This is a genomic window from Acinetobacter sp. TWP2-2-3, assembly GCF_049896445.1.
GTDB lineage: Bacteria > Pseudomonadota > Gammaproteobacteria > Pseudomonadales > Moraxellaceae > Acinetobacter.
On the sequence record NZ_JAFCUI010000004.1, the window covers coordinates 125,373 to 138,968 of the forward strand.

General features: G+C 45.4%; 9 protein-coding genes. All 9 read left to right on the forward strand.

Going from position 1 to position 13,596, the window contains the following annotated elements:
- The first annotated feature begins 17 nt into the window (after nt 1–17).
- The 9 genes from pilQ (at nt 18) to ACP7AK_RS07655 (ending at nt 13,576) form a co-directional block, all read left to right on the forward strand.
- Nucleotides 18–2,186, forward strand: a complete 2,169-nt coding sequence (pilQ, locus tag ACP7AK_RS07615; RefSeq protein WP_425879387.1) for a type IV pilus secretin PilQ — start codon at nt 18–20, stop codon at nt 2,184–2,186.
- A gap of 36 nt (nt 2,187–2,222) precedes the next feature.
- Complete coding sequence (gene aroK / locus ACP7AK_RS07620; RefSeq protein ID WP_005101380.1) at nt 2,223–2,759, forward strand: shikimate kinase AroK; 537 nt, start codon at nt 2,223–2,225, stop codon at nt 2,757–2,759.
- 28 nt (nt 2,760–2,787) lie between these two features.
- The gene (gene aroB, locus ACP7AK_RS07625) at nt 2,788–3,867 is read left to right on the forward strand and encodes a 3-dehydroquinate synthase (protein WP_425879389.1); all 1,080 of its coding nucleotides are present in this window, start codon (nt 2,788–2,790) and stop codon (nt 3,865–3,867) included.
- A 10-nt stretch (nt 3,868–3,877) separates the two neighbouring features.
- Nucleotides 3,878–4,756: a hypothetical protein gene (locus ACP7AK_RS07630; protein ID WP_425879391.1), complete on the forward strand. Its 879-nt coding sequence runs from the start codon at nt 3,878–3,880 to the stop codon at nt 4,754–4,756.
- Between the two features lie 449 nt (nt 4,757–5,205).
- The gene (gltB, locus tag ACP7AK_RS07635; protein WP_425879393.1) at nt 5,206–9,681 is read left to right on the forward strand and encodes a glutamate synthase large subunit; all 4,476 of its coding nucleotides are present in this window, start codon (nt 5,206–5,208) and stop codon (nt 9,679–9,681) included.
- A gap of 72 nt (nt 9,682–9,753) precedes the next feature.
- Nucleotides 9,754–11,175, forward strand: coding sequence for an FAD-dependent oxidoreductase (locus tag ACP7AK_RS07640; protein ID WP_425879395.1), 1,422 nt, complete (start codon nt 9,754–9,756; stop codon nt 11,173–11,175).
- A 183-nt stretch (nt 11,176–11,358) separates the two neighbouring features.
- The gene (locus tag ACP7AK_RS07645; protein ID WP_312586370.1) at nt 11,359–11,949 is read left to right on the forward strand and encodes a LemA family protein; all 591 of its coding nucleotides are present in this window, start codon (nt 11,359–11,361) and stop codon (nt 11,947–11,949) included.
- 29 nt (nt 11,950–11,978) lie between these two features.
- Complete coding sequence (locus ACP7AK_RS07650) at nt 11,979–13,022, forward strand: TPM domain-containing protein (protein ID WP_425879397.1); 1,044 nt, start codon at nt 11,979–11,981, stop codon at nt 13,020–13,022.
- Nucleotides 13,016–13,576, forward strand: a complete 561-nt coding sequence (locus ACP7AK_RS07655) for a TPM domain-containing protein (protein ID WP_425879399.1) — start codon at nt 13,016–13,018, stop codon at nt 13,574–13,576. The genes ACP7AK_RS07650 and ACP7AK_RS07655 overlap by 7 nt, the downstream gene beginning before the upstream one ends.
- Nucleotides 13,577–13,596: the final 20 nt, after the last annotated feature.

Below are 13,596 nucleotides of genomic sequence, written 5' to 3' on the forward strand. Positions count from 1 at the left end.
GTTTTAAAGGAATAACAATGAATAAGAGTATTAAAGAATTTATTTTTGGGGATGTTAATACAATGAATCGTGTGTTTCGTCAGTTTTCCATGGGTGCTGTTGCGATTGCAGTGATGCAAGCGGCTAGTGCACAGGTTTCAATGACCAATGTAGTACCCATGCAGCTTCCTGGACAAGGAACTGAGATTCGGGTGATGTTCAATGGTTTGCCACCACAACCACAGGCCTACCAATTAGAATCACCGTCACGTTTGATTCTGGACTTTGACAAGGCACAACAGAATTTAAAACAAAGCAACATTCCGGTCGCAACGCGTGAAGCCAGTTCAGTGGAGGTCACTTCGGATGCACAGCGTGCCCGTTTGACGGTTAATCTGACAGATGCAGGTGCCTTTACGACTCGCGTGGAAGGCAATACTTTTATTCTTAAAATTAACTCTGCAACTCCTGTAGCCATAGCTCAACCTGTGCAGCAACAGTCAGCTCAGGGTATTAGCAATATTGGTTTCCAGCGCGGTACGCAAGGTGAAGGCCAGGTCGTTATTGATCTATTAGGAAATAATACTCCTGTTGATGTACAGCAGCAGGGTACCAAGGTTATTGTGCGCACTTTAGGTTCCAAGATTCCGGCTCATTTGACCCGCCGTCTTAATGTGACAGATTTCGCGACTCCGGTATCAAGTGTGGATGCTGTGAATCAAAATGGTTCAGGAGTCATTACGATTCAGTCTGCGGAAAGTTATGAATATATGGCTTACCAAACAGATAATAAGCTGACCATCAGCTTGAAACGTCCGGAAGCCAAGAGTCCATTGCGTCCTAAAACTGTCGCTTATAGCGGTAAGAAAATTTCGCTAGATTTCCAAGATATTGAAGTGCGCCGCGTGTTGCAGTTATTGGCAGATTTTACCGATATCAATATGGTGGCTGCAGATAGTGTGCAAGGTAATATTACCTTGCGCTTGAAAGAGGTACCTTGGGATCAGGCGCTGGATATTGTGCTGAAAACCAAAAACCTGGATAAACGCCGTAATGGCAATGTGATCTGGATCGCACCAGTTGCAGAGCTGATTAAGGCTGAGGAGGAAGAAGCTAAGGCTATTAAGCAGAGTGTTGCACTTGCCCCTATCCAAACTGAATATATGCAGCTGAGTTATGCCAAAGCTGCTGATATCGAAAAACTGATTACGCAGAATAAAGGCGCATCTAGTTCAGGTAGTTCGAGTAACACTACAAATAATGATGAGAGAGAAAGCTTATTGAGTTCACGTGGCTCTGTGTCTATTGATGCACGAACCAATACTATTATTGTGAATGATACCCAGCCTTTTATTGATAAAATCCGTAATATGGTAGACTTACTGGATGTACAGGTAAAGCAGGTAATGGTTGAAGCACGTATTGTGCGAGCTACCACGGACTTCACCAAAGAAATGGGAGTGAAGTGGGGGATTCTGTCTCAAGGAATTACCAACAATAATAATCTTCTGGTCGGTGGTAGTGACACGACGTTATGGGATCTTAGAGAGCCAGAACTAGATAGTGAAACAGGTCGCTGGACCTACGATATTCAAAGACCAGATAACTTAAATGTGGATTTGGGGGTAACCAGTCCAGGTGCCAGTCGTATTGCCTTTGGTTTGATCAGCCTTTCTGATTTTATGCTGGATCTTGAGCTTTCTGCACTTCAGGCAGATGGCTATGGTGAGGTGATTTCTACCCCTAAAGTACTGACTGCAGACAAGCAGAAAGCAACTGTTGCCTCTGGTTCTCAAATTCCGTATCAGTCAGCAGAGGGTGGTGGTGCGAATGCAGTATCTACTACGGAATTTATTGATGCTACGCTAAGTCTGGATGTCACACCAAGCATTACGCCAGATGGCAAAGTACAGATGGAACTCAATATTACCAGTGACTCACCGGGTAACCCGACACCGACTGGACAGCTCACTATTAACAAAAACCAGATCACTACCAATGTCTTGGTGGACAATGGCGAAACCGTGGTTCTAGGCGGTATTTTTGAGCAAGAAACCCGTAATGCACAAACTAAGGTACCTTTCCTGGGGGATATTCCTTATGTAGGACGTTTATTCCGTAAAGATTTAAAGTCGGATAATAAACGTGAGCTACTGATTTTCGTTACACCTCGAATTGTTAATGACAGTGTTTCAAGAAATCATTAATATATTTTGAATTTAACAAAACGAATAGGTGACTCCTTGCCAAGCAAAGAGTTTGAAACCCTGCCAAATATTTATTTGGTAGGGCCGATGGGGGCCGGTAAAACAACAGTAGGACGACATCTCGCAGAATTGTTAGGGCGTGAATTTCTAGACAGTGATCATGAAATTGAACGTAAAACAGGCGCGACCATTCCCTGGATTTTTGAAAAAGAAGGGGAGCAGGGTTTCCGTGACCGTGAAACTGCTGTCATTAATGACCTTACCTCACGTCCCCATCTGGTTTTAGCCACTGGTGGTGGGGCCATTACTCAGACCTTAAATCGGGATTATCTGAAACAGCGCGGAATTGTTGTCTATCTCTATACGCCGGTTGAAATTCAACTGCAACGTACCTATCGCGATAAAAACCGTCCCCTCCTCCAAGTCGAAAATCCGGAACAAAAGTTACGTGATTTATTGGCGGTCCGCGATCCCTTGTATCGTGAAGTAGCGCATCATATTATTGAGACCAATCAGGGTGCTGCGCGTGATCTGGCGCAGCGGATTCTCAATCTCATTACTTCCAAAAACTAAGTTCATTGAATAAAGTGGTTAATCAAGCATGCAAACCTTATATGTAGAACTCGGAGAACGTCGTTACCCTATTTTTATCGGGAGCGATCTGGATCCACAGGCCTTATTGGCACCCTATATTCATGGCAAGCAAGTGATGATTGTGAGCAATACTACGATTGCACCACTTTATTTGCAGCGTTATCAAACGGCGATTGAGGCTCTGGACAAACGTGTTGCGGCCTGTATTCTGCCTGATGGTGAAAAATATAAAGATAGCCAGCATCTGAACCTGATTTTTGATGCACTGCTTGAAGCTGGGTTTAACCGGGACTGTACTGTACTGGCATTAGGTGGTGGTGTGATTGGAGATATGGCTGGCTTTGCCTCGGCCTGTTTCCAGCGCGGTGTGTACTTTATCCAAGTGCCGACGACCTTGCTTTCGCAAGTAGATTCAAGTGTCGGTGGTAAAACCGGGATTAATCATCCATTGGGTAAAAACATGATTGGTGCTTTCCAGCAACCTCAAGTGGTACTGGCGGATATGTCGCAGCTTTCTACTTTGCCTGATCGAGAGCTTTCAGCAGGTTTAGCTGAAGTGATTAAATATGCGCTGCTAGGCGATGAGTCATTTCTGGTCTGGCTTGAAGAAAAGATGGATGCTCTGGTCGCTCGTGATGAGAAATTATTGGCTGAAGCCGTTTATCGTTCCTGTGCGCATAAGGCACGGATCGTAGCCAATGATGAGAAAGAGCAAGGGGAACGTGCTTTACTTAATTTAGGTCATACCTTTGGTCATGCGATTGAATCCTACATGGGGTATGGTGTCTGGCTACATGGCGAGGCTGTTGCCACCGGTATGGTGATGGCTGCGGATCTGTCACAGCGTATGGGTTGGATTTCTCAAGAAGATTTAGAACGTACAAAAAAAATCATTTCTCGTGCCAAACTTCCTGTGGTTTGTCCTAAAATCCCTCTGGATGATTTTCTGGCCTATATGGCCCATGACAAAAAAGTCTTAAATGGACAATTGCGTCTGGTGTTATTAAAGCAATTAGGCGAAGCAGTGATTACCCGAGACTTTGATCTCGAGTTAATGAAACAGGCAATTTTAGCCAGTCAGGCATAGGTTTAGTTTTATGGTAGCATTACATACTCCTTGGCAAAAGATTCAGCATTATTTCTGGCTGGTCTGTGGTGTATGCTGCCTATTTGCTGCCTTAGTTTTTTGGGCGGTGACTGATTCAGATGATGTCGTCGAAATTGAAAAAAAGCCTGAAACTGAAGTTCAGTTGCAGATTCAACCAGAAAAAGTCGCCACAATGACCCATCTTGGTGCACTTTTTCAGGAAGTGAAACCACTGGACCTAAATACGCGTACCGTCGTGAATGCCAGTCATGAGCCGGAATTCCGCGGTACCAAGTTTGTTAATGAAGCGAAAAACCAGCATGCAATTGAATTGTTTCGCGTGACCAATGAAGCAATATTAAAAAGTTTCCTTAAGAAACAGTTCGATCGTAAACCTTTTATTTATTTAAGAATCTCGGGTGAAAATCAGCCAGAACAATATGTATTGTTATATGGTCAATATAAGACGGCGGCGCAAGCTAATCAGGCACTCTCTACACTGAAGTTAAATTTACCGGCCTCAGTCAAGCCTGAAGTTGTAGCAATGCAGCAATATGTCAGTCTGGTCAATAATCTGGGTTCAGAGGAATTGGCCAGTAATCAAAAGCTTTACGAAATTCGTTTGAAAAATGTGCCTTTGCCGAAAGTAGATGAATCGGTACAACTTAGACAGCAGCAAACCCAAACTGAGTCCAAGCCGCGTAGCTCTGATGCTGCGACTACCAGTACCACTATTGTGCGACGTGATTCATCGGGAAATGTAGTTGATGTGCAGAAATCTGAAAGTGCTGTAGAAAGTATACCTCAACCACAAAATAACAATAATCGACCTGCTCAGGGCAGTAATCCGCGTCCTCAAAATAACGAGATTAGTGATCCATTTAATTAGTCCGGTCTAAAATAGCGCATCCAAAAAATTACAGAATTAAAAATGAGCGCTTTTGGTGCAAAAAATGCACATTAAAATTAACCCTTAGAGTGCTGTTCTGCGCTAAATCTTTGTCATCTGTATTGTTTTAATTTATGCGCTGTTTGTTGGCATGGAATTTGCTTTATTGGTGCATGAATTGAATTAATCTCCCTGTTTTAGCGCGAAAAATGATTCGATGACACTGTATGAATGTCATATTTATTCCAGATTTTTATGTTATTCATGAGCAGAATAAACTTTATTTGTTATGCATTTAGTCTAAAAAAGGACTAATCTGAAGAAATAAAGAAAAATGCTTTTGCTCTACCAAGACGGTCTTCGAAAGTCCATTAGACGCCAGCGCAGAGAAAAATTTAGATTGTTTAATAGCCTGTTGAGGCTTAGTGAAAGAAGGGTACGCTATGCACATGCCATCGCCTAACAATGTAGCTCCCGCTCAAGGTTTATACCAACCGGATGAGTTTAAAGATAACTGTGGTTTCGGTTTGATCGCCCATATGCAGGGTGATGCTAGCCATGATCTCGTCAAGACCGCGATTCATAGTTTGAGTTGTATGACCCATCGTGGTGGTATTGCCGCGGATGGCAAAACCGGGGATGGTTGTGGTTTGCTCTTGGCGATGCCGAAAAAATTCTTCCGTGAAGAAGCAAAACGCTTAAGCGATACCACCTTAAGTGAAGTGTTTGCTGTGGGTTCGGTGTTTCTAAATCTTGATCCTGCGCTTGCTGCTCATGCCAAACAGGTCTTAAACAAAGAGATTGAAGCTGAAGGTTTAATCGTTCTGGCTTGGCGTGTAATTCCGACCAATGTCGATGCACTGGGTGAAATTGCATTGCAATCGATGCCGGCATTTGAACAGATTATTGTTAACTGTCCAATGGGGGTGACTGAGGTTGAATTTAACCGTAAGTTATTCCTGGCACGCCGTCGTGCAGAACAACTGTTGGTGAATGATACGTCTTTCTATGTCACTACCTTATGTTCAACGGTGATCAGCTATAAAGGCTTGATGATGCCGGAAGCGATTGCAGATTTTTATACAGATCTGGCTGATCCACGTTTGGAATCGCATATCGTGGTCTTCCATCAGCGCTTCTCGACCAATACCTTGCCTCGCTGGCCTTTGGCACAACCGTTCCGTTACCTGGCGCACAATGGTGAAATCAATACCATTACTGCGAATCGTAACTGGGCCATGGCGCGTGTGCCGAAATTTGAAAATCCATTATTGCCAGGTTTAACTGAACTGAATCCAATTGTGAACCGTACCGGTTCAGATTCTTCAAGCCTGGACAACATGCTGGAGATTCTGGTGGGTGGCGGCATGGATCTGTTCCGTGCACTCCGTATGCTGGTTCCGCCTGCTTGGCAAAATGTGGAAACCTTAGATGCTGATCTGCGTGCTTTCTATGAATTCAACTCAAAACATATGGAAGCTTGGGATGGCCCGGCTGGTCTGGTGATTCAGGATGGCCGACATGCGATCTGTATGCTGGATCGTAACGGTCTGCGTCCTGCGCGTTGGGTCATCACCAAGAATGGTTATATCACGCTGGCTTCTGAAATTGGTGTCTGGGGTTATCAACCTGAAGATGTGATTTCTAAAGGCCGTGTCGGTCCTGGCCAAATGCTGGTCATTGATACGCAAACCGGTAAGGTGCTGGATACTCAAGATGTCAATAATCATCTGAAACGTATGCGTCCATACCGTGAATGGTTACGTGAAAATTCTGTGCGTTTGCAAGGTAGTCCAGAGCTGGAAGAATATTTATGTGATCAAGGCTTAAAAGGCGATGGCCTGAAAGCGGCACAAAAAATGTTCATGGTGACCTTTGAAGAGCGTGACCAGTTGTTGCGTCCGATTGCTGAAAGCGGTCAGGAAGCTGTAGGCTCAATGGGTGATGATACTCCAATGGCAGTATTGTCACGTCAGGTGCGCCATGTGTCGGATTATTTCCGGCAGCAGTTTGCACAGGTGACCAACCCGCCAATCGATCCGTTACGTGAATCGATTGTGATGTCACTGGAAACCTGTTTAGGTCGTGAACAAAATGTATTTGAACAGGGGCCTGAACATGCAGACCGCTTGATCATTTCCAGCCCTGTACTGTCTAATTCGAAAATGCATCAGATCCGTACCCTGGGTCGTGCCGGTTATGAAATTGCAGATATCGACCTGAACTATGCTGAAACCGAAGGTCTGGAAGCAGCGATTGCACGTATCTGTGAAGAATCTGCACAAGCCATTCGTGATGGCAAAACCCTACTGGTGCTTTCCGACAAGAAAATCCGTGAAGGTTACTTGCCTGCCAATGCTTTCATGATTACTGGTGCAGTGCATCATTACCTGATCAATACTGGTCTACGTACAGATGCCAACTTGATTATTGAAACCGGTTTTGCCCGTGATCCACATCAGTTCGCGGTGCTTCTTGGTTTTGGTGCGACAGCCATCTACCCGTACCTGGCTTATGACGTAATCAATGATCTGGTCGCGAAAGGCGAATTATTGGGTGATCCAATTTATGCACAAAACAATTTCCGTAAGGGGATTGAAAAAGGTCTACTGAAAGTTCTATCGAAAATGGGTATTTCTACGGTTGCCTCTTACCGTGGTGGTCAGCTGTTTGAAGCAGTGGGTTTATCCAATGAAGTAGTGGATAAATGCTTTATTGGTGTACCAAGCCGTATTCAGGGTGCTACTTTTGTCGACCTTGAAAATGATCAGAAACAGTTGGCGGATATTGCTTGGAAAAACCGTAAGCCAATTGATCAGGGCGGTTTGCTGAAGTTTGTCTTTGGCAAGGAATATCATGCCTTTAACCCAGACGTGATCAACTCGCTACATAAAGCAGTGCGTTCGGGTAATTATGCCGACTTTAAAGAATATGCTGAACTGGTGAACAAGCGTCCAATTGCGACGATTCGTGACCTGTTCAAGCTCAAAACAGATAACTCGATTCCAGTCGAACAAGTGGAATCTGTGGAAGATATCCTGCCTCGCTTTGACTCTGCGGGTATGTCTTTGGGTGCATTGTCGCCTGAAGCTCATGAAGCGATTGCGATTGCCATGAACACGATTGGTGGTCGCTCGAACTCAGGTGAGGGCGGTGAAGATCCAGCGCGTTACGGTACCATCCGTAACTCGAAAATCAAACAAATTGCATCGGGCCGTTTTGGTGTGACCCCTGCTTACTTAACGTCTGCAGAAGTCCTTCAAATTAAAGTCGCGCAAGGTGCAAAACCAGGTGAAGGTGGTCAGTTGCCGGGTGGTAAAGTAAATGGTCTCATTGCCCGTTTACGTTACTCTGTACCGGGTGTAACGCTGATTTCGCCACCTCCGCATCACGACATCTATTCAATTGAAGATTTATCACAGTTGATCTTTGATTTAAAACAGGTTAACCCACAGGCGATGGTGTCAGTTAAGCTGGTTTCTGAACCGGGTGTCGGTACGATTGCGGCGGGTGTAGCGAAAGCCTATGCCGATTTCATTACTATTTCTGGTTATGATGGCGGTACAGCGGCTTCTCCACTTTCTTCAATTCATCATGCAGGTTCACCGTGGGAGCTTGGTCTTTCTGAAGCGCATCAGGCCCTTCGTGTTAATGACCTGCGTGGTAAAGTTCGCGTACAGACAGATGGTGGTTTAAAAACCGGTCTGGATGTCGTAAAAGCAGCAATTCTGGGTGCAGAAAGCTTTGGCTTTGGTTCAACCCCAATGATCGCATTGGGTTGTAAATACCTGCGTATCTGCCACTTGAATAACTGTGCAACCGGTGTTGCGACTCAACAAGATCATTTACGTCAAGAGCATTATATTGGCGAGCCACAAATGCTGATTAACTTCTTCACTTTTATTGCTGAAGAAACCCGTGAATGGTTGGCGGCACTCGGTGTATCGAGTCTGAAAGACCTGATTGGCCGTACGGATCTGCTGGAAGTCTTGCCAGGTGAAACTGCAAAGCATGCACACCTTGATTTAAGCAAACTGCTAGAGTCGCATCCGGCAGCTGAAGGTAAAGCACAGTACTGTGAAGTTCAGGGCAATGCACCGTTTGATAAAGGTATTCTGGCAGAGAAAATGGTAGATGAGATTCTACCTGCCATCGAAGCAGGAACTGGCGGTGAATATAGCTTTACGATCGGTAACTGTGACCGTTCGATTGGTGCTCGTCTGTCTGGTGAAATTGCAAAACGCTATGGCAACCTGAGCATGGAAGCCCATCCGGTGAAAGTTCACCTGAATGGTACTGCAGGCCAGTCACTAGGTGTCTGGAATGCCGGTGGTCTGCATATCAGCCTAGAAGGCGATGCCAATGATTATGTCGGTAAAGGCATGGCTGGCGGTCGCATCTCGATCTTCCCGCCAAAAGGTTCACCATTCCAGACCCAAAATACCGCGATTATTGGGAACACCTGTTTATACGGTGCGACTGGCGGTAAGTTATATGCCGCGGGTACAGCGGGCGAGCGTTTCGCGGTGCGTAACTCGGGTGCATTTGCCGTGATTGAAGGTGCAGGTGATCACTGCTGTGAATATATGACCGGCGGTATTGTGACAGTGCTGGGTAAAGTCGGACATAACTTCGGTGCGGGTATGACTGGTGGTTTTGCTTATGTACTTGATCTGGATAATGACTTCGTTGATCATTATAACCACGAACTGATTGAGCTGAATCGTATTTCCACCGAAGCGATGGAAGAGCACAAAGCCTTCCTGGGTCGTATCCTGGATGAACATATTAAAGAAACGGGTAGTGCTTGGGCGTACAAGATCCGCCATGAGTTTGACTTCTACAGCCGCAAGTTCTGGTTGGTAAAACCAAAAGCAGCCAACTTGCAAACGCTGTTGAAAACCACTCAAGCTGATCCACAATAATTCCACTACTGCAGAAACATAGGCAGATGTAAGGCAACTGTGAACCCCTTACATCTCCCCACGGAGAGAGACATGGCAGAACGCCTGAATAATGACTTTCAATTCCTGGATGTCGCACGCCAAGACCCAGAGAAAAAAGAGATTGATGTCCGCAAAGCAGAATTTGTGGAAATTTATAAGCCTTATACAGCGGAAATTGCAGCCAATCAGACGCATCGCTGCCTAGGCTGTGGTAACCCGTACTGTGAGTGGAAATGTCCGGTACATAACTACATTCCAAACTGGTTAAAACTGGTGTCTGAAGGACGTCTGTTCCAGGCGGCTGAACTATGTCACCAGACCAATACCTTGCCAGAAGTCTGTGGTCGTGTCTGTCCGCAAGACCGTCTGTGTGAAGGGGCGTGTACCCTGAACGACGGTTTCGGTGCGGTGACGATTGGTAATGCCGAAAAATATATCAACGACACTGCCTTTGCATTGGGCTGGCGTCCAGATATGTCCAATGTGAAATGGACAGACAAAAAAGTTGCGATCATTGGTGCAGGTCCTGCCGGACTTGGCTGTGCAGATATTCTGGTGCGTAACGGGGTAAAACCTGTGGTATTTGACAAGCGTCCGGAAATCGGTGGTTTGCTGACTTTTGGTATTCCAGAATTCAAAATGGAAAAAGACGTAATGAAACGCCGCCGTGAAATCTTCACGGGTATGGGGGTGGAATTCCGTCTGAACACTGAGATTGGTACAGATGTGACCATCGACCAGTTACTTGCAGATTATGATGCGGTATTTATGGGTATGGGAACATACACTTACATGAAAGGTGGTTTTGCCGGTGAAGATCTAGATGGTGTTTACGATGCGCTGGACTTCCTGATTGCCAATGTCAACCGTTGCCAAGGCTGGGAAAAAGATCCGTCTGAATATATCAGTGTTGAAGGCAAGAAAGTCATCGTTTTAGGCGGTGGTGATACAGCTATGGACTGTAACCGTACCTCAATTCGTCAAGGTGCTGAATCTGTGATGTGTGCTTATCGTCGTGATGAAGAAAATATGCCAGGTTCACGCCGTGAAGTGCAAAATGCGCGTGAAGAAGGGGTAAGTTTCCAGTTCAACCGTCAGCCTATCGAGATTGTCGGTGAAAATGGCAAAGTTACTGGCGTGAAATTTATTACTACTCAGCTAGGTGAGCCAGACAGTCGTGGTCGCCGTAGTCCAGAGCCGATTCCGGGTTCAGAAGAAACTCTTCCAGCGGATGCAGTCCTGCTTGCTTTTGGTTTCCGTACCAGCCCAGCTGACTGGTTCACCGATGTGGAAATTAATCTGGATGGTTCAGGTCGTGTCGTTGCCGCTGAGCAGCAGCAATATAAATTCCAGACCTCGAATCCAAAAATCTTCGCTGGTGGTGATATGGTACGTGGTTCAGATCTTGTAGTAACTGCAATCTGGGAAGGCCGTCAGGCAGCTGAAGGGATTCTGGATTATCTGGATGTTTAACAGTTGAAAATTCACTGAAGTTATGTAAACAACCCGCTACGGCGGGTTTTTTGTTTTTGGATATTGTCTAACTTGAAGAGAGCCCATTAAAAAAGATTATAAAAAGTAACAAAACTTTAGAAAATACTGTTTAAAATCAAATTAATTATATAAATATTAATAAATAATTGAGGAGAAGATATCATGCGTGTATTCAAACAATCTCTTATCGCCTTGATGCTGGCCAGTACCCTCACGCTGACGGGTTGTGGCTATAACACCTTACAGGTTAAAGATGAAGCGGTGACGGCTGCATGGTCAGAAGTGCAGAACCAGTACCAACGCCGTGCCGATCTGGTGCCGAATCTGGTCAATGTCGTGAAAGGTTATGCTGCACATGAAGAACAGGTGCTCACCGAAGTGACTCAGGCACGTGCCAATGTTGCCGGCTTAAAAGTCGATAAAGAGGTCCTAGAGAATCCTGAACTATTCCAGCGCTATCAGGAAGCTCAATCGCAAATGACCAGTGCCTTGTCACGTCTGCTGGTAGTAACTGAAAACTATCCTGATTTGAAAGCCAACCAGCAGTTCCGTGATTTGCAGGTCCAGCTGGAAGGCACTGAAAACCGGATTGCCGTTGCACGTAACCGTTATATCACAACGGTTCAGGACTTTAACTCTTATGCGCGTCAGTTCCCGCAGGTGATGACGGCTAAAGTGATTGGCATGGACACCAAACCGAACTTTAGCGCCGAGCAAAGTGCACAGAAAGCTCCCACGGTTTCCTTTGAATAAGTAAGATCTTTAAATAAGTGAGGAATCAGATGTTCGAGATGCTGCTGAAATACTGTGCTGGTTTGCTTCTCATGCTGGGCATGGGAATGACAACACTTGTTTCAGCAGAAACGGCGACGGCTACAGATACTGAAGAAGTCATCGTAGCCCGTGAAATCTTACAGCCTAAAAATAATCAAAATACTCCAGCCCAAAATACAGAAACTGCAGCAGCATCACAGCCACAAATTGTCAATGACATGGCTGAAGGGCAGCTTCAGCGCGACTTGCCCAGCCTGAATGAACCAGTTATTGATCAGGCAAATTTACTCAGTCCCACTGAAAAACAGCAACTCAGTCAGCGCATTCTAAAACTTTATAATGAAGGCAAAGGGCAAATAGGTGTAGTCATTGTTCCAACCACGGGGCAGGAAGATATTTTTGATTACTCCATGCGCGTTGCTGAAGCCTGGCAGCTGGGTTCAGCCAAGCGCGACAATGGTTTGTTGATGACGATTGCCATTAATGATCGCCGTATTCAAATTTTGACCGGTTATGGTCTGGAGGGTGTACTACCTGACATAGTGGCAGGTCGAATTATTCATGACAAAATTACGCCATTTTTTAAGCAAGGCCAATATGCGCAAGGCATTGATTCTGGACTAACCGAAATTGAACGTATTTTAAATTTAGATCCTGAAATTGCTGCACAGGCCGCGGATGAAATCAAAGAACGTCAGGAACAAGCCTATCAAGCTCAAAAAGCATCGCAAGCTACTTTTGGGAGTGTCATCTTTATTATTGTTGCAGGTGTTATTGGCTCCATGATCTTTGGTAAACGTCTGAGCGCAGCAACTGCAGCGGTGGCAGGTACAGCGGCAGGATTGGTGAATGGCTTAGGCTTGGTTGCTAGCCTAATGATTGGCGCAGGTATTTTCTTTTTATTGGTCACCTCTATTGCCCAGCTGATTTTACATGCCTTTTTAGCTGGTGGCGGCCGGGGCGGTGGTAGTGGCCGTGGTGGATTTGGTGGCGGCGGCTTCGGCGGTGGCGGTGGCAGTTTTGGCGGGGGAGGAGCATCAGGCTCATGGTAACAACTACAGATACGACAGAGATTGTCACGCAACCTAAGCTGGAAGAACATGCACAGCCGAGTTTTAAGCGCTGGCTAAAGCATTTCTTTTATATGCCTGCAACCAAGCGCTTTTTTTCCAAGCAGGATCAGTATGCAATTGCACTTGCGGTCGAAGAAGCCGAGCATGGCCATGTCGGAGAGATTCAGGTGGTGATTGAAGGCTGCTTGCCTTCTCGCTCTGCTTATTATCAAGATACTTTATGCCGAGCACGGCAATTATTTGCCGAGATAGGTGTTTGGGATACAGAATATAATAGTGGAGTACTCCTGTATTTGAATCTTTGTGAACATAAGGTTGAAATCGTGATTGACCGTGGAATTAAGAATGCCACGACCCAGCAAGTCTGGGATGAAATATGCCAAAGCATCATTCAAAATCTGGCTCAGCAGGAGTTTAAAGAAGGTGTAATTGAAGGTGTGAAGCAGATTGGAGAAATTCTAGATCAGTACTATGATCGAAAAATAGATGATTTAAAGAATGAATTAGGGAATAAACCAATCATTCTGGGGTGATTTTAGTCAACTAACTGACA